The sequence below is a fragment of the Saccharopolyspora sp. SCSIO 74807 genome, assembly GCF_037023755.1.
Lineage (GTDB): Bacteria > Actinomycetota > Actinomycetes > Mycobacteriales > Pseudonocardiaceae > Saccharopolyspora_C > Saccharopolyspora_C galaxeae.
Map to the genome: position 1 here is coordinate 910,212 of NZ_CP146100.1, position 16,131 is coordinate 926,342.

Genomic DNA, 16,131 nt, shown 5'->3' on the forward strand with positions numbered 1-16,131 from the left:
CCATGACCGAAGAACAGATCCACGCCGGCGTGCAGAAGCTGATTGGCGTGGTCAACGCGAACCTGGCCATGCCTGACCTACTGCCGCACCTGTGGCGCCTGCTCGTCGACCTCGGCGAACCCGTCTCCGCAGAGCACTTGGCCGCCGCTGGCGGCTGGCCGATGGAGAAGGTTCAAGCCGAGCTGGCCAGGCAGCCTGGGGTGGACTGGGACGAGCACGGCCGAATCGCCGGATTCGGGCTGACCCTGCGCCCCACACCGCACGCGTTCACCTTCGACCGCAGGACCGTCTACGGGTGGTGCGCCACCGATACGCTCCAGTTCCCGCGCGGCCTCGGCCACCCCGGCGTGGTGGACTCCACCTGCCCAGCCACCGGCCAGCACATTCGCATCGAACTCACCCCCAACGGCATCGTCCGCGTCGACCCGCCAGAAGCCCTGGTATCAAAGATGCACCTCACCCGGGCCGTGGCCAACCTGCGCGATCTCTGCGATCTCGGACACTTCTTCAGCTCACGCAAGGTCGCCGCCGACTGGCTAACCGCGCACCCGCAAGGCGAAGTCATCCCGGTCGCCGAGGAATTCGAGGTGGTACGGCGAGCATCAACAGAACTGGGCTGGACGGCGCTGTCGGCCCCGAGCCCTCCCGCTTGCTGAGCCGACCTGTGAAGGGCCGGGTCGACCTGGGCCGGTGATTGGCTAACTGACGAGGCTCTCTATCCAGGTGGCCCGGCGAAATTCCGCTGCGCCGGCCGGACGCGCGTCACACCGTGGACGACCTTTCTGGTCGTTCATGGCGGAATGCCGGGAGGGCGACTACCGCAGCGACCAGCGCGGCGACCCCGAAAGAGCTGAGAGCCGCGGTGAATCCGGCAGGCAGCAGGACGGCTTGGAAAGCGAGGCTGCCCAGTCCCATGCCGGTGAACAAGGTGAAGACGTTGAGGCCCATAGCCAACCCACCGTGGCCAGGCAGGTCTGTGACGATGCCGCCCAGCGGTGGTTGGGTCATGTCGTAGCCCAGCGAGAGGGCGACGATGGTGGCTTGCACGGCCAGCAGCGGCAGTGGCGTGGCCAGCAGCAAGGCGCAGACAGCGCCGAGGGCCACGCCGGCGGGGATGATGCGGGCGCGGCCGTAGCGGTCGGCCAGGCGTCCGATGACCGGACCGAGCAGCAGGCCCGGGATGCCGTAGCCGAGCAGGGTCAGCCCGATGCCGAACTCGCCGAGGCCAAAACGTTGGGTCAGGTACACGCCCAGCCAGGTGTAGATGCCGGAGTGCAGCAGCGCGTTGATCAGCACGTAGGTGTAGGTGCGGCGCCCACGGGCCGGGCGCAGCAGGTTCAGGTACCCGGCGGCCACGGTCCGCGGCGCGGGCGGTGCCGCCGACCGCGGGGTCTTCGGTAGTAGTGCCAGCGCCGTGACGAATAGAACCAGCCCGGCCGCGGCGGCGGCCAGGAACAGTCCGGGCCAGCCGACCAGCGGCTCGCCCAGGGCGCCGGTGGTGGCGCCGACGGCGATGCCCCCGGCCATACCACCGAACAGCCAGCCCAGGGCGTGGCCACGCCGCTGGTAGGGCACCAGGTCCCCGATGAGTGCCAGGGAGATCGGTACGACGCCGCTGGCGCCGATCGCGGTGGCCAGCCGCATCCCGATGAACGCCCCGGCGCTGCCGGCCAACGCGGTTGCGGCGGCCAGCACGGTGAGGGCGGCCAGTGAGCCGAGGATGACCGGACGGCGCCCGAGGTGTTCGGAGACCGGTCCCCACACCAGCACCATCGCTCCGTAGGGGATCAGGTAGGCGGGCACGGCCAGCCCAACAAGGTCGGGCGAGGCGTGGAAGACCTCGGCCAGCCGCGGGATCAGCGGCGCGACCATGAAGATCTGCGCGAAGATCACAAACGCCGCGGCGGTCAGTAGCGCCAGCATCCCGCGCGGAGCAGCGGGCTTTGTCAGTTGCTCAGACACGTCATTTCCTGTGCGACAAGTCCAGGGCGCTGCCCCCGAACCGGTGATGTGCGGTCAAATCCGGTGTTGCCGTGGCCAATCAGGTCACGGTTTGCTCGGAGAACTCCTGGCCTGCTGCGCTGCGGGCGCGACCGACGCTGGCGATGGCGCTGATCAGCAGCGAGGGGCGCGTGCCGAAGGAGTTGAGGAAGATCGTGGTCACGCTGGCGGCCATGGCCACCATGGCCCACACCGGGGAAATCAGCCCGGTAGAGGCCAGCGGGATGCCGAGGCCGTTGAAGGTGAACGCCAAGCCCACGTTGGTGCGGGTGCGCCGGTAGGCCCGGGCACTAATCGCACGAGCATCGAGCACCGCGGTGACCTCGTCGCGCAGCAGGACGACGTCGGCGGATTCCACGGCGATGTCGGTGCCGCCACCGGCGGCCACGCCCACGTCAGCCTGCATCAGCGCGGGGGCGTCGTTGATCCCATCGCCGACCATGGCCACCCGGGTGCCGTCGGCCTGCAACTCGCGCACGATCGCGGCCTTGCCCTCCGGGCGCACCCCGGCATGAACTTCGGTGACGCCGATCTGATCGGCGACGTGGCGTGCGGCGCGCTGGTTGTCGCCGGTGACCAACACCGGCTGCATCCCGGCGCGGCGCATGGCCGTGACCGCCTCGGCGGCGTCGGGCCGCACCTGGTCGCCCAGTGCGATCGCACCCCGCAGCACCTGGTCGGCGGCCACCGCGATCACTGTGTGCCCGGCGGCTTCCTGCTCGGCGATCCAGTCCGACAACCCCGCCAGGCCCACGCCGCTGTCGGGGAGCAATCCTGGGCGGCCCACTACGACGTGCTGGCCGTCGACGGTGGCGCGCACGCCGGAGCCGGTCATCGACTCGAAATCGTGCGCCTGCGCCACGGTCAGTCCCGCGTCCTCGGCGGCGACCACGACAGCGCGGGCGAGGGGATGTTCGGAGTGGTGCTCTGCCGCGGCGGCCAACGCCAGCACGGCGGCCGTGTCGCCGTCGGTGGAGGCGACGGCCCGCACGGTGGGGCGGCCTTCGGTGACGGTGCCCGTCTTGTCCAGCACGATGCGGCGTACCAGCCGGAAAGTCTGGAATGCCTCGCCGGTGCGCATGACGATGCCCCGGTCGGCGGCGTGCCCGGTGCCGCGCACGATCGCCAGCGGTGCCGCGATGCCCACCGCGCAGGGGTAGCCCATCACCAGCACCCCGAGCGCGGCGAACACCGCCCGGTGCACATCCGGCTGCCCGGAGACCGCCCAACTCGCGCCGAGCCAGGCCAGCAGCGCCACGGCAGCGACGATGAGCACTGTGGGCGTGTAGACGCGCAGCACCCTGTCAACGAGGTGCAGGATGCCGGGCTTGAGCGCCCGGGAGTCCTCCACATGGCGCACCACTTGAGCCAGGAAGCCTTCCGCTCCAGTGGCGGTGACCTCGATCAGCAGGCTGCCGGTGCCGTTGATCGCCCCGCCCACGACCTCCTCGCCCGGCCCGCGCTCGGCCGGGACCGGTTCCCCGGTGACCAGCGAAAAATCGACCGCTGAGGAGCCGGAGCTGATGCGCCCGTCCAGCGGAATGCGCTCACCCGGCCGCACCCGCACCAGCTGGCCCACCTCGACCTGCTCGACGGGCACCTCGGACTCGCCGGAGTCGGTGGCCAGCCGGGCCAGGTCGGGCTGCAGGTCCAGCAGTTTCTTGATCGACTGACTGGAGCGGGTCTTGACCAGCAGCGACAGCCACTCCGAGAAGATGTGGTAGGTCGCCACGATCGCCGCCACCGCGAAGAACTCCGCAGTCGGATAGTCCGCCAGGACGCCGGTGAGCCCGACGATGCCGCCGGTGATGCCGGCGAACGCGCCGATCTCCAGCAGCACGTGCTGGTTGAGGATGCCGCGGCGCGCGGACTGATACGCCATCCGCAGGATGTGCGGGGCCACCCCGAACACCATCACCCCCGCCAGCCCGGCGGCGATCCAGCCGTTGACTGGTGGTGCGAGCAGCCCGGAGAAGCGGGCGGCCAGGGCAAGCGCACCGGGGGCGGCGACCGCGGCGGCCCATCCGGCCGCCCGCCCCTGCCCGGTGGGGCGCAGGATCGAGAACACCAGCGCCAGCGCCCCGACCAGCAGGGTGGCGCACGCGATCGTCCACCAGCCCTCGGCGATCTGCACCATCGCGGGCAGGCTCACGCCGATCGCGGTGAACAGCCGTTGGCCCTCGCGTAGCAGGTCGCGCTCTTCGTCCTCGAAGGCACGCAGCTTGCGTGGATCGTAGAGTTCGTAGCCGATATCACGCAGCGTGCCCAGGATCTGTTCGGGCTCGACAATGCCGGGGTCGTAGTCAACGAGGGCCTGCTCGTGGGTCAGGCTCACCGATACAGTGCCGACCCCGTCCATGCGGCCCAGGGCCTTCTCGATCGTGCCTGTGCACAGCGAGCAATGCAGACCCGAGATCCGCGCCCGAATCCGCCGCTGGCCCGGCGTCGTACTCGGCTCCGAGGCCCACAACTGCGGGCGTTCCTCAACGGCCGTACTCACCGGCTCGCCCCGTCGATGACCTCGAAGCCCGCCGCCTCGATCCGCTCAGCCAGCACCGCACGATCGGCAAGTCCCGGGCCGATACTCACCTCCACATGGCCGGTGCTGTGGTCAGCGGTCACTTCCCGCACGCCGTCCACGCGGTGCAGCACCCTCGCGATGCGCTGTTCACACCCCGAGCACGACATGCCCGTGACCTGCAACCTCACCATATCCATGGTCGTTTAACTCCCCTGGTTCCCTGCGGTTGTCCTCGCCTCCGTAGACGTTAGAACCTTGTCCCTGGGGTAAGGTCAAGGATGAAAGTTCCGGCCGCCGCAGGAGGCTCTGATGGGCATGACCGTGGGCGCGGCGGCCAAGGCCGCCGGGGTCAGCGCCAAGGCGGTGCGACTGTGGGAGTCCAAGGGGTTGCTTCCCCCGGCCGAGCGCACCGAGGCCGGCTACCGCGTCTTCACCGAGGACGATCTCGACGTGCTGCGCTTCATCCGCCAAGCCAAGACTCTGGGCCTGACCCTGCCCGAGATCAAAAACATCATCGACCTGCAGCGCGACGGCGCCACCCCCTGTGGCCGGGTCACCGAACTGCTCGATACCCACATCGCCGAGATCGACCGCACACTGACCGAACTCCGTCAGCTCCGCCGCTCACTGGCCACCGCCCGCCAGGCCGCCCGCGACAGCCAACGCCGCGGCGAAGACGCGGTCGTCTGCCACATCATCGAAAACCACACCACCCGTTAGCCAATGGCGCTGACACCCGAAACCGGCAGACACTGCACGGATGGACAAGCAAGCCGTGCACGATGACATGGAGCGCGCACGCGTCAGCTTCCATCGGCTCCTCAACGCTGCTACCGATGCCGATCTGCGCAAGCCATCGAACGGAACCCGCTGGAACAACCGGCAACTGCTGTTCCACATGCTGCTCGGCTACCTGATCATCCGCGCCTTGGTGACCCTGGCGAAGGTGTTCGACCGGCGACCCTCCGGTGCCGGACGGGGTTTCGCGCGGGCGCTCAACGCTGCGACCACACCATTCGACCTTGTGAACTACGCCGGTTCCTACCTCGGCGGAACCGCCCTCACCCGCAAGCAGATGGCTTCCCGGTTCGATCGCGTGATCGCGGCACTGCACCGTCGACTGGACGCCGAAACCGAGGCCGACCTCGTCCGCGGCATGCACTACCCCACCCGGTGGGATCCGTTCTTCCAGGAGTTCATGACCCTGGCCAATATCTACCGCTTTCCCACACAGCACTTCGATTTCCACATGCGTCAGCTCACACTCGACGACGCGAGCTGACGCCAAGCCGCAGGAAGCCCACCGCGCTCGCACATCGTGGACTAGCTTCCACGCCGCGCCCGGCGCCACATCGGCCCGGACTGCCACCGGCTTATCGAGACAGGACCGGGGGCGGACCGACAGCCCTCAAACACCTTGCGGGAATAGAACCCGGACACCTGCCCCTGACCAGCACATTCACACGAACACGGAACATAAGCCGATAACCGGACAGGAAGCCCCTTGATCTCGCGTTTTCGCAGGTCAAACCCTGTGTAGGGGCTTCCTGAGTGCCCTTCCTGTGGAGCTGACGGGATTCGAACCCGTGACCCCTTGACTGCCAGTGGTGCATGCGCAAGCGCGCCACCTGCACAAACGGAGTAACCGCTGCTAAATGATGTCTCGTAACTGATCTTGTGGTTGGTGTGGTGCGGGGTTGCTTCAGCCGGTGAGGGCGAGGTTGCGGAGATGGGCGATTCCGGAGGCGGTGTCGGCGAGGGTGGCCGCGGCGCGTCGGTAGTCGCGGAGGATTTTCCAGGTCTTCATGCCTGCCAGGGCGTGCTCGACGCGGGCGCGGATCTGGCGGTGCTCGCCGTTGATTTTTTCCTGCCATGGCGGCAAATCGTGGTCGCCAGGGTGATTCCGGTAGGGCATGATCACCCCATGGTTGCCGCGGTAGCCGCCGTCGGCCATCACCGGGCGAGCAGCCAATTTCTGGTCCATGCCGGATTCCCGGTAGGCGGTGGTGTCGTTGCGGTTGCCGGGTTGCGGCTCGCTGGTGGCGATGACCAGGCGACTGTCAGCATCGATCGCGACCTGCAGGTTCGTGGAGTACCGGTAGTTCTTCGACGGCGCGGCCACTCGCCGGTCGCGGGTGGGTACCAGGGTGCCGTCCACGATCGCGACCTGATCGGTGCGGCGCTTGCGCACCGGGGCCAGCGCCAGCAACGGGCCGAGGGAGTCGATCACACGGTGGGCAGCCGCGTGCGAGATTCCGAACAGCGGGCCGATCTGGCGCATCGTCAGGTTCGTGCGCCAGTACACCGCCACCAGCAACACCCGGTCCTCCAGCCGCAGCCTCCACTGCCGACCCGGACGTCCATCCGCGATCGCCTCCCCACCACGGGCAGCGACCGTGCCCACCAGCTTCCGGAACTGCCGTGGTTCCAACCCCGTGAACGGGGCAATCCACTCCGACCCAGCCGCCGAGATCACCTGCATCCACCCATGATCAACGATCAGCACACGACCACAACCACCGGGTTACGAGACAACGTTTAGTCCACGGACGGCTCGGTCGAGCCAAGCCAACGAGATCCGGCTCGCTGGTGACTTCACCCAGTACGTGATCGCGGACCGAGCTTGCGGGAGCGTGTTCGCACCGGTGCCGGCAGGTGGGCCTACGCTGGACCTCGATGATGACTTCGCGCAGGATGACCCTGCTCATGATCCGAACGCTCGTGTTCTTCGTGGCGGCTCTCGTCGTCGCCAGCTGGTTCGGCTGGTCATGGGTGAGCGGGTTCGCGGTCATCCTCACCGGAGCGGCCACGGCAATCCAGGCGGTCGGCGCGGTGTGGTTGCGCAGGACTGAACAAGCAACGAGCCCGACTTCGGGAGCGTCCACCGAGAAGATGTGAGGCGATTCGGGACCTCGACCCGCGCTGCCGGGCCGGTAGATCAGCACATAGCTGCTTGGAACAGGCAAGCGTATCCGGAACCGAACTCTGTCGATATCGCTGCGAGAACGAATGGCATGACGACTCCGCCGATGGCCACAAGCAGGGGCACGCCGTTCCCGGCGCGATGCGCGTTCGGAGCCACATGCAGCAGTCGGGTAACGCGAGCTGAGGTGGCTGTTCCTGCAGCGCTGAGTGTTCGTGCGGGGCTCGTTGACGCGGGGGCGCCGAGCTCAAGAAGCGCTTCAGCGAGCGTGAGCGGATCGGTGCGCCGCGAGGCGGCGTCGTCGGCCAGAAATTCGACCAGACGGCCCACCGCATCAGCGGCCTGCCGGGCGGCGGGCAATCGCGGCAGCAACCGCGCAGGCACGGCCCCCAGCGCTACGAGCACGGCGTGTCGACCTCGCAGGTGCGCGCGTTCGTGGGCGAGTACCGCCTGATACTGCGACGGTGATAGCCGAGCAAGGGCCCCCTCGGTGAACACGATTCGCCCGTTTCGCCCCGGAACGCAGTACGCGACCGGACGGTCATCGTTGAGCACGACGATGCCATGACCGCGTTCGGTGGCGCCGAGCAGGCGCAACGCATGCGCGTGCTCGCAGCGGGTCCGGAAGACGCCCCACCACTGCCGGCCGAGCACGTAGGCCAGGCGGACAAAGCCGAGCAACGTTCCCGCGAGACTGAACCCAACCAGAACAGCTGCGGGAAAGCCGGCGGCTCCTGTCAGAGCACTCCGACACAGGGCGAGCGCACGGTAAAGCTCTTCGAACGAACCGGGCACATGCAGGCACAGGCTCACAACAGCGATCGCCACTGCCAGCACGAGCGACCACGACACGGACAGCCATGCAGCCACCCCCCACGACGGGACTCGTTCGGTCCACAGTGCGCGACGAAGCGCCGGCGCGACGAGCACGGCGAGCACCGCAGCGTAAGCCACCAGCAGCAGGGAGGTGATCATGCGGTGTCGTCCCGGTGCCGCTTCGCCTGCTCGATGACGTCTCGGAGCTGGTCGACCTCACCGGAATCCATGGTCTCGACGAAGCGCAGCAGCGCCGCCCCGCGATCCGAACTCGACGCAAGCGCTTGGTCCATGAGCTGGGCGGTGTAGGCGTCGCGGCTCAACGTCGGCGAGTAGCGGTAGGCGCGACCGTGCTTGGCGCGGTCCAGCCAGCCCTTGCGGTAGAGGATGTCCATCACCGTCTGCACGGTGGTGTAGGCCGCCGACCGGTCGCGCTGCAGGGCGTCGACGACCACTCGCACCGTCAATGGCTCCGTTGCCGACCAGACCTGATCCATGATCGCAGCTTCGAGCTCGCCGAAGCGATGCACTCGATCTCCTCCCGCTGGCCTTTCGAGTCCGAGACTAGCCCGCGCTCCGCAGTAACAGGCAGACCGGGGATCAGCCAGGTGGTTCGGCAGCAGTCCTGCGTGGTGGCCGTGAACCGGAGCGATCTGTTGCCGAAGCGAAGGACGCCGCCGGGTACGCCCACACGACGGGGTCCTGCATGCCGAACAACAGTCGCCGGGCTCCACTGCGGCCCACCCTCTCGGCTCGCCTGCCAACAGCGGGGTCCGCTTTCAGTATCCGTAGCGACATGGGCCACCCGTAGTCCCCATGACCATGCGCGGCACTGATCCGCGACGCCCCAACCCACCCTAGCAACGAATCTACTAAGTAGTTTAGGTTTTGGGTTGGATCTGCCGCCGCACGCTCCGGAGAAGCTACATGGCCAGCTCTGTTGTCGAAGTCGATGCGCAACCGTTGAGCAAGCATTGCGTGCAGCCGTGGGAACGACGGGAACACGCGTGCTTGGGGATCAGCCCGTTCAACAGCTACTTCTCGACAGCGCGCATCACCGCGTTGGTCGAGTGGGCACAGGCGCGCTTCGCGCGCGTGCATCTGTTCGTCCCGGATCAAGCCGCTGCATACACGCTGGAAGCGCTGGGCTACTCCCCGGAGCGGGCGGCGCACAAGGCCCACCGCCAGGCGCGGTATCTGCGCAACAAGATCGAGCGCGCGCTGGAGTCGGCAGGGGCACCCGCCGGGCACGACCTCGTGCTCGACACACAGGCCGTCGAGGGCAACGAGCGCTACCGCGCGCTGCGCGAGCAAGCCCGCACGTGGTTCGAGACCGATCCCGTGATCAGACGCGCCTGCCTCGACGCGTCTCACTGGGTGCTGGCATCACGAACCCGCACAACAGCGCCGACCGAGGACCAGCTCCACGCGGCGGCCCGCTATTTCCTCGCGGAGCTCCCGTTCTTCCTGGACACGCCCGGCATTGTCGGCACGGACTCCTCGGTGTTCTGCTACCACCAACCTCCGGAGTTCTTGCGCACCCTCTACGAACGCAAGCTTCCCTGCCCTGTCCACCCAGGCCAGGGCTTCGCCACTGTCATGACGACGCCCTGAGCTCCGCGGAAGCGCCGCCCCCGACGTATTCACCGCGGCCGTGGGCATCCGCGGCCCCTAATACAGCCCGCAGCTGGGTACGACCTAAGTGAGCACCGAATGAGAGGTGGATGACGATGATGGGTGACATGTATCCGGCGATGGGCCTGTGGATGGCGCTGTGGGGCCTGATTTCCTTGGCGATCCTGATCCTCATCGTGGTCGCGATCGTTTGGCTGGTCCGCGCGATGACCCGTCCGAACACTCGCGCGACAGAGCGTCAGGACCACGCCGAGGAGGTTCTCCGCCGCCGCTATGCCGCCGGCGAGATCGACGAAGAGGAATACGAGCGGCGCCGGAGCACGCTCCGCGGACAGTAGCCGACATGCGCTCCCAGCCGGAGATCGACCCGGTCAGCAGGTCCCGAACGGTTTCCCCCGGGTAAGGGTGCACCGGTAGTGGCGACACCCGACGTACCAGTCTGGGAGGCTAGCGCGAAGGCACGAGGATCTTGGTCGACGCCCTGTCGAAGGTTGCGTTGGCCTGGGCACGCAAGCCGGACAGAGCTCCCCCCTACGCGCTGACCTCGAACGAAATAGCGTCCACGAAACACACACTTTGCTAATTCAAGTTTTGCGCCCAGGCACTCCACAGCTGCAGCGATAGCGCCCGAAAGTCGGCGAGGTTAAGCTGCGTCCCCCACCGAGTGACAAAACTCGACCCCGAACCGGAGACGGTTACGAGTGGGCTACAGTGACAGCATGTTGAAGGCGCTGGCCCGGGTGCGCGTCACTCTTGTGCTGCTCGCGCTGTCGTCTTTCTTGGTGTGCGCGCTGCCGCCGCATCATTCACCGTTCCAGCAGGTGTCGAGCGTCGGTCAGGGCATCGAACACTCGTCCCACCCTTCGCCGGACGACCACATGCACGGCTCCGTCGAATCGACGGCCGTCGAGTTGGCGGGTTCAGGCGAACATGATCACGAGTCATACCCGGTTTGGGTGTGCGACGGTGAAAGTCCGCAGGTCATGGGGATGGGGCATGGCACGCTGACGAAACTCCACGCGGATGCCGCGTCCCTGTTCGCAGCCGCACTGGTCATACTTGCCGGGTTCGCCGGGATGCTCCCCGCGCTCCGTTTCTGTCACCGGCCAAGATCGCCTGTTCACCGCCTTTCCGGGTTTCCCCTTCTCCTCTTCCTCGGCGTGTCGCGGACCTGACAGCCCGATCAGGGTTATTCCTCGGACGATCTCTCCCTGAGATTTTCCTGAGAGTTCGGCCCTGACATTCTCAGCGTTATTTAACGCTGCGAGAAGCACGCGCCGCACGACACCGCAGCCTCGCGCGCAATTCGCTTCTCGTTCACTTGCCGCAATGGCGGCATCTCACACTTCCGCGAAACGACACGCTCTGACCCCCGCGCGCCCTTGCCGCGGAGAGCCGGGAGGTACTCATGACATACGACTCTGTCCTGAACTGCGTCGGTTCGACCCCGCTCGTGCGGTTGCAACGGTGCTTTCCACTGCCCGACGTCGAGGTCCTGGCCAAACTGGAGATGCTCAACCCGTGCGGGAGCATGAAGGACCGTCCCGCTCGCCACATCGTCGAGCAGGGCGTTCGGGAAGGCACCTTGCGACCCGGGATGCGCATCGTGGAAAGCACGTCGGGCAACCTCGGCGTCGCGCTCGCGGTCACCGCACGGATGCACAGCCTGTCGTTCACAGCCGTGGTCGACCCGAACACCTCGCCGACGAACCTGCGGCTGCTGGAACTGTTCGGGGCCGACATCGACATGGTCACCGAGCAGGACTCCGCGGGCGGCTACCTGCACACACGGGTGGACCGCGCGCGCGGCCACGCCGAGGCCGCCCCCGACGTGGTGTGGATCAACCAATACGCCAACGAGCGCAACTGGCGCGCCTACTACGAGACCGTCGGAGTCGAGATTCTCCGCGAGGTCGATGGCCCGATCGACTACCTGGTCGGGCCGGTCTCGACGACGGGATCCTTGCACGGCACGGCCCGCCGGCTGCGGGAGGTCCATCCCGAGCTGAAGACGGTGGCCGTGGACGCGGTGGGGTCGGTGATCTTCGGGACTCCACCGAGCAAGCGGCGGATCCCCGGTTTCGGCGCCAGCCGGGTTCCCGAGATCTTCAACGAGGTGGAGATCGACGAGGTCTTCCACATCGCCGATGCCGCCTCCGCCGCAGGCTGCCGTCGACTGGCCGAAACCGAGGGCATCCTGGCCGGCGGCTCCTCCGGTGCGGTCATCTCCGCGATGGGCGATTTCCTCAACTGGGTCGGCGGCCCGGCCAGGGTCGTCGCCCTGCTTCCCGATCGGGGCGAGCGCTACCTCGACTCCGTCTACGACGACTCGTGGGTGGACCAGGTCAAGAGCGACGACGACGCCCCCACTGACGTGGCAGCGGCCCCATGAGCACGGCCGCCGGTCTCCATCGCAGGAACCTGGCGCTGTTGTGGGCGAGCCAATTCATCAACACCGCCGGGTTGATGATGCTCGTTCCGATCATGCCGTTCTACGTCCAGAGCCTGGGCGTGCAGGGCACGGCCGCCGTGCAAACCTGGGCCGGGGCCGCGATCGCCGCACCGGCGCTCGCGTTGACCGTGGCGACCCCGCTATGGGGCCACCTCGGCGACCGGGTCGGGCGCCACTGGATGGTGGTGCGCGCCCTGGCCGGGCTGGCCACCGCGATGGTCGTCATGGCTACGGCGGCGAATCCGATCGTGCTCATTCTCGGACGGCTGCTGCAGGGCGGCCTCGGTGGCGTGGTGGAAGCCGCTCAGGCTTTCGCCAGCGCGGCCGGACCACAAGGCAGGCGCGGCTCTTCGTTGGGCAAATCCTTCAGCGCGACCGCTGCCGGCTCGTTGACCGGACCGCTCTTGGGCGGACTGCTGGTCGGCGCCGGCCAGCTCAACGACTTGATGCTCACCATCGCCGCGCTGGCCGTCCTCCTCGCCGTCGCGTGCGCTGCGGGGCTCCGCGAGGAACCCGCCATCAAGCACTCCACCCCGGCAACAACGCCGACGGCTTCCGACAACGGCGCGAGCCGAATCGGGTTCATGCATGTTCCGGGAGCGATTCCGCTGGCAGTAGCGGCGGTGGCCGTCTACCTCGGCGTCTACGGCTTGATCCCCGTCTTCGCAGCGCACGTGCAGCAGACCTTCGCCAACAGCCAAGCCGAGCTGTGGGTCGGCGTCTTCCACTCGCTCACCTGGGGTGCCACCCTGATCGCCTCGTTCTGGTGGGGTCGGCACAACGACCAGGCCGAGCGTCCGCTACGTGCCCTGGCCTGGGCGTCCGCCGGCTGCGCGGTCAGCATCGCCGCGCAAGCACTCCCGGTGGGCACCGCAGGATTGATCGGCCTGCGCCTGTTGCAAGGAGCCTGTTTCGCTGCACTGGCCCAGTCGTTGTTCTTCCACGTCAGCCGACACGCCCCGCCGCAACGTCGAAGCAGCTACGTCGGCACGGCCAACAGCTTCCTGCTCATCGGGCAATCCGCCGGACCGCTGCTGGCGGGGCCCATGGCCGTGGTCTTCCCGACACCGATCTCGATCGCACTGCTCGGGGCCTCCTGCGCAGTCGCCGGCGTGTGCTGCCTGCGCGCCAGCACAGCCGAGTCCGCCGCCGTCCACAACGACGAACACACCCTCACCACCGAGACCCTGCCTCGGCTGCCCACCAGCATGAGCGGAACTCTTGATCTGCCTTCCGAACAGACCCTGCCCGACCTCGCGTATTCGGCTGACGGCGCGCAACCAGCCAGCACCCGCCCACGGTCACACAGCGACCGGCCGTGACCTGGCCTTCGGCCCATCAAGACCGCCCAACCCCACACCCGAATCGGAGAACCACCATGGCAATCCCCCGCCGCCACCTGTTCGCCACCATGGGAGCACTGGCTTCAGTCGCAGGCGCAACCTCGGCCTGCGCCGCAACACCGCGGACCGAATTGGCCTCGATGACGCTTCCCCAAGGGAAAGATCCCGCTCAAACCGCCGCAGACGAAAGCTTCTGGAAGTCGGTCGCGCAGCAGTACACGCTCACTGACGACTTCGTCAACTTGGAAAACGGGTACTACGGCATCATGCCCGACCCTGTTCGGCGGGCTTTCCACAACAACGTTGACCGGTTGAACGAGCAGAACTCGCACCTGCTGCGCAAAACGTACAAACCCGAATCCGAACAGATCCGGGAACGGATCGCCTCGCTGGTCGGGGCCCGCACGGAAGAGATCGCACTCACGCAGAGCGGCACCGAAGCGCTGCAAAACCTCATCTCGGGCTACAACCAGCTTCGCCCAGGCGACTCGGTCATGTACGCCGACCTGGACTATCCGGACATGGTCGATGCCATGGATTGGCTGCGCGACAGGCGCGGGGTCGAGGTCGTTCCCATCGCGCTGCCCGAACCGGCGACCCAGCAAGCCGTTCTCGACACCTACGCCGCAGCGCTGCGCAACCACCCGACCGTCAAACTTCTTCTCCTGTCCCATGTCAACAACCGGACGGGACTCGGCACTCCCGCCCGCGAGATCATCGCCATGGCACGCGCCCATGGCGTGGACGTCATCCTCGACGCGGCGCACTCGTGGGGGCAATTGGACTTCACCATCAACGACCTCGACGCCGACTTCGCCGGATTTTCCCTGCACAAGTGGATCGGAGCCCCGTTGGGCACGGGGTTCCTCTACATCAGGCGGACACGACTCGACGCGATCGACCGCACATTCGCCGACGAATCCCATCCCGAAACCGACATCCGCTCAAGGGTCGTCTCAGGGACCCGCGACGTCGCAGGCATGTTATCGGTACCCACCGCATTGGACTTTCATCAAGCGCTGGGCAGTACGGTCAAGCAGGCGCGGCTGCGGTATCTTCGCGACCGCTGGGTCTCGGCCGTCGCCGACCGCACCGACATTCAGATCCTCACTCCCCAAGAGCCGTCGATGTACGGCGCCATCACCAGCTTCCGCATCGCCGGACGGACGAGCAAAGAAGACAACGAGGCCATCGCCAAGTACCTGTTCGACAAACACAGAATCTTCACCGTCGCGCGGGAAGGCCCCGCTCGCGGTAGTTGCGTGCGCGTGACCCCCGCGCTGTTCACCACGCTCGATCACGTCGACCGCTTCGGATCGGCCCTGCGCGAGACAGCCGACCGGTTCCGCACATGAACACGGGCGGCCCCGCCCCGGCGCTTGCCTGACCCGAGCCGTGCAGCCCCGCCTCCATGCGCGAAGCGGCGGGGCTGCACACATGCTGCTTCGACGGATGGTCGGCGGCACTGGGAATCGACTCGGGGCAGTGTTCTATCCGTGCGTTCGTTCGGCCAGTGGCATCCCGCTTCGTAGTTACGCGGTGTAGGCGCCAAGCTCGGCACCGCCCTCGCGCCCAGCGTGACGAGCATGACGGCACGCGCGCCGTTGCGATTTATACCACCGCATCGCCGTTACCCGCGGTCGCTCGAACACATCGCGGAAGGAAGCTTGCACGACACGGTGGCGCGGTGAGCCGACCGAGCGCTTCTTTCCGAGAAGACGCCGTTCCACGCCGCTACTTCGCGGCGTGATGAGTCCCATGCCGGTAGCCGATCCCGAACCGGCTTTGGCTAGAGTGGGGCCATGCTGAGAGCAATCAGCCCCCAACGCGGGCGCACCGCGTTCCTGGCGATGTTTGCTCTTTCAGCTTTCCTGCTGTGCATCCTTCCGCTGCACCACTCGCATGTGACGGCAGCGGCACTGTCGGGCCCGGAGAGCGTTTCTGCGGCTACGGCCCAGCCAATGGCGCCGGGACAAACCGGTGATTCCGCGTCGGCGTCGAGCACACCGCAGGATGGCCACTCCGAGCACCACGACCACCACTCGGCGCCGGTGTGTCACGCCACGAGCACGCACTTCGTGGACGTGGTGAAGCCGCTGCAGGGCATGTTCCCGGGGCTTCCTGCGGCACTGCTGGTCGCTGCGGTGGGCGCCACGCTTCTTGATAGGCAGGCACGTGCTCGGTGGTGGTCCACGCGACCACCTGGTCGCCTTTCCGGCTTTTCGTTGTTGCTCACCCTCGGTGTGTCACGAACTTGATTCACGTTTCGCAGGCTGATGCCTTCCTGAACTCAGGCTGAACATTTCCTGAGCGGCATCGTTTCCTGTTCTTCGGTCCGCCGACGTTTTCGCTGATAGCGGCCGCGTGCAGCGCGGTGTGCGGCGGAGTTCCTTCTTTGTTCACCGTCCGCCCGGCGATGGCGGTCGGTCTCGTTGACGTG

At 67.2% G+C, this 16,131-nt stretch carries 17 protein-coding genes; 11 read left to right on the forward strand and 6 right to left on the reverse strand.

What is annotated here, in order from left to right:
* Nucleotides 1–2: 2 nt before the first annotated feature.
* Complete coding sequence (merB, locus tag V1457_RS03870) at nt 3–656, forward strand: organomercurial lyase MerB (protein WP_338600298.1); 654 nt, start codon at nt 3–5, stop codon at nt 654–656.
* 106 nt (nt 657–762) lie between these two features.
* Here the strand turns inward: merB and V1457_RS03875 are convergent, their stop codons facing one another.
* The 3 genes from V1457_RS03875 to V1457_RS03885 form a co-directional block, all read right to left on the reverse strand.
* On the reverse strand, nt 763–1,962 hold the full coding sequence (locus V1457_RS03875) for an MFS transporter (RefSeq protein ID WP_240437788.1): 1,200 nt from the start codon (nt 1,960–1,962) through the stop codon (nt 763–765).
* A 79-nt stretch (nt 1,963–2,041) separates the two neighbouring features.
* Nucleotides 2,042–4,501, reverse strand: a complete 2,460-nt coding sequence (locus V1457_RS03880; protein ID WP_026197966.1) for a cation-translocating P-type ATPase — start codon at nt 4,499–4,501, stop codon at nt 2,042–2,044.
* Nucleotides 4,498–4,713 carry a cation transporter gene (locus V1457_RS03885; protein WP_020501432.1) on the reverse strand — a complete coding sequence of 72 codons (216 nt, stop codon included), beginning with the start codon at nt 4,711–4,713 and terminating at the stop codon, nt 4,498–4,500. The genes V1457_RS03880 and V1457_RS03885 overlap by 4 nt, the downstream gene beginning before the upstream one ends.
* A gap of 118 nt (nt 4,714–4,831) precedes the next feature.
* Between V1457_RS03885 and V1457_RS03890 the strand changes: the two genes are divergently transcribed.
* Entirely contained in the window at nt 4,832–5,242 is a 411-nt protein-coding gene (locus V1457_RS03890) for a MerR family transcriptional regulator (RefSeq protein WP_020501431.1), read from the forward strand.
* Nucleotides 5,243–5,282: 40 nt separating this feature from the next.
* A complete protein-coding gene (locus V1457_RS03895; RefSeq protein WP_020501430.1) occupies nt 5,283–5,804 on the forward strand; it encodes a DinB family protein in 522 nt (173 codons plus the stop codon).
* A gap of 420 nt (nt 5,805–6,224) precedes the next feature.
* Here the strand turns inward: V1457_RS03895 and V1457_RS03900 are convergent, their stop codons facing one another.
* Nucleotides 6,225–7,004 (reverse strand): transposase family protein, encoded by a 780-nt coding sequence (locus V1457_RS03900; RefSeq protein ID WP_338596291.1) that lies wholly within the window; start codon nt 7,002–7,004, stop codon nt 6,225–6,227.
* Nucleotides 7,005–7,228: 224 nt separating this feature from the next.
* Between V1457_RS03900 and V1457_RS03905 the strand changes: the two genes are divergently transcribed.
* A complete protein-coding gene (locus tag V1457_RS03905; RefSeq protein WP_200071483.1) occupies nt 7,229–7,420 on the forward strand; it encodes a hypothetical protein in 192 nt (63 codons plus the stop codon).
* Nucleotides 7,421–7,460: 40 nt separating this feature from the next.
* Here the strand turns inward: V1457_RS03905 and V1457_RS03910 are convergent, their stop codons facing one another.
* Both V1457_RS03910 and V1457_RS03915 read right to left on the reverse strand, forming a co-directional pair.
* Nucleotides 7,461–8,420 carry a M56 family metallopeptidase gene (locus V1457_RS03910; RefSeq protein WP_200071482.1) on the reverse strand — a complete coding sequence of 320 codons (960 nt, stop codon included), beginning with the start codon at nt 8,418–8,420 and terminating at the stop codon, nt 7,461–7,463.
* A complete protein-coding gene (locus V1457_RS03915; RefSeq protein ID WP_200071481.1) occupies nt 8,417–8,791 on the reverse strand; it encodes a BlaI/MecI/CopY family transcriptional regulator in 375 nt (124 codons plus the stop codon). Before V1457_RS03915 ends, V1457_RS03910 begins: the two co-directional genes overlap by 4 nt.
* A gap of 397 nt (nt 8,792–9,188) precedes the next feature.
* Between V1457_RS03915 and V1457_RS03920 the strand changes: the two genes are divergently transcribed.
* The 7 genes from V1457_RS03920 (at nt 9,189) to V1457_RS03950 (ending at nt 15,949) form a co-directional block, all read left to right on the forward strand.
* On the forward strand, nt 9,189–9,875 hold the full coding sequence (locus tag V1457_RS03920; RefSeq protein ID WP_200071480.1) for a tRNA-dependent cyclodipeptide synthase: 687 nt from the start codon (nt 9,189–9,191) through the stop codon (nt 9,873–9,875).
* 110 nt (nt 9,876–9,985) lie between these two features.
* Nucleotides 9,986–10,234 carry an SHOCT domain-containing protein gene (locus V1457_RS03925; RefSeq protein ID WP_200071479.1) on the forward strand — a complete coding sequence of 83 codons (249 nt, stop codon included), beginning with the start codon at nt 9,986–9,988 and terminating at the stop codon, nt 10,232–10,234.
* Nucleotides 10,235–10,615: 381 nt separating this feature from the next.
* Nucleotides 10,616–11,071 carry a hypothetical protein gene (locus V1457_RS03930; RefSeq protein ID WP_200071478.1) on the forward strand — a complete coding sequence of 152 codons (456 nt, stop codon included), beginning with the start codon at nt 10,616–10,618 and terminating at the stop codon, nt 11,069–11,071.
* 233 nt (nt 11,072–11,304) lie between these two features.
* Nucleotides 11,305–12,288, forward strand: coding sequence for a 2,3-diaminopropionate biosynthesis protein SbnA (gene sbnA, locus V1457_RS03935; protein WP_338600319.1), 984 nt, complete (start codon nt 11,305–11,307; stop codon nt 12,286–12,288).
* On the forward strand, nt 12,285–13,670 hold the full coding sequence (locus V1457_RS03940) for an MFS transporter (RefSeq protein ID WP_338600322.1): 1,386 nt from the start codon (nt 12,285–12,287) through the stop codon (nt 13,668–13,670). Before sbnA ends, V1457_RS03940 begins: the two co-directional genes overlap by 4 nt.
* Nucleotides 13,671–13,726: 56 nt before the next feature.
* Nucleotides 13,727–15,046: an aminotransferase class V-fold PLP-dependent enzyme gene (locus V1457_RS03945; protein WP_338600325.1), complete on the forward strand. Its 1,320-nt coding sequence runs from the start codon at nt 13,727–13,729 to the stop codon at nt 15,044–15,046.
* A gap of 447 nt (nt 15,047–15,493) precedes the next feature.
* Complete coding sequence (locus V1457_RS03950) at nt 15,494–15,949, forward strand: hypothetical protein (RefSeq protein WP_338600328.1); 456 nt, start codon at nt 15,494–15,496, stop codon at nt 15,947–15,949.
* Nucleotides 15,950–16,131 lie beyond the last annotated feature (182 nt).

Bases quoted from the DNA above. Each gene is read 5' to 3' on its own strand.
- V1457_RS03905 (WP_200071483.1), top strand. From the start codon at position 7,229: ATGATCCGAACGCTCGTGTTCTTCGTGGCGGCTCTCGTCGTCGCCAGC.
- V1457_RS03895 (WP_020501430.1), top strand. From the start codon at position 5,283: ATGGACAAGCAAGCCGTGCACGATGACATGGAGCGCGCACGCGTCAGC.
- V1457_RS03925 (WP_200071479.1), top strand. From the start codon at position 9,986: ATGACGATGATGGGTGACATGTATCCGGCGATGGGCCTGTGGATGGCG.
- V1457_RS03890 (WP_020501431.1), top strand. From the start codon at position 4,832: ATGGGCATGACCGTGGGCGCGGCGGCCAAGGCCGCCGGGGTCAGCGCC.
- V1457_RS03900 (WP_338596291.1), bottom strand. From the start codon at position 7,004: ATGCAGGTGATCTCGGCGGCTGGGTCGGAGTGGATTGCCCCGTTCACG.
- V1457_RS03945 (WP_338600325.1), top strand. From the start codon at position 13,727: ATGGCAATCCCCCGCCGCCACCTGTTCGCCACCATGGGAGCACTGGCT.
- V1457_RS03910 (WP_200071482.1), bottom strand. From the start codon at position 8,420: ATGATCACCTCCCTGCTGCTGGTGGCTTACGCTGCGGTGCTCGCCGTG.
- sbnA (WP_338600319.1), top strand. From the start codon at position 11,305: ATGACATACGACTCTGTCCTGAACTGCGTCGGTTCGACCCCGCTCGTG.
- V1457_RS03940 (WP_338600322.1), top strand. From the start codon at position 12,285: ATGAGCACGGCCGCCGGTCTCCATCGCAGGAACCTGGCGCTGTTGTGG.
- V1457_RS03885 (WP_020501432.1), bottom strand. From the start codon at position 4,713: ATGGTGAGGTTGCAGGTCACGGGCATGTCGTGCTCGGGGTGTGAACAG.
- merB (WP_338600298.1), top strand. From the start codon at position 3: ATGACCGAAGAACAGATCCACGCCGGCGTGCAGAAGCTGATTGGCGTG.
- V1457_RS03920 (WP_200071480.1), top strand. From the start codon at position 9,189: ATGGCCAGCTCTGTTGTCGAAGTCGATGCGCAACCGTTGAGCAAGCAT.
- V1457_RS03950 (WP_338600328.1), top strand. From the start codon at position 15,494: ATGCTGAGAGCAATCAGCCCCCAACGCGGGCGCACCGCGTTCCTGGCG.
- V1457_RS03930 (WP_200071478.1), top strand. From the start codon at position 10,616: ATGTTGAAGGCGCTGGCCCGGGTGCGCGTCACTCTTGTGCTGCTCGCG.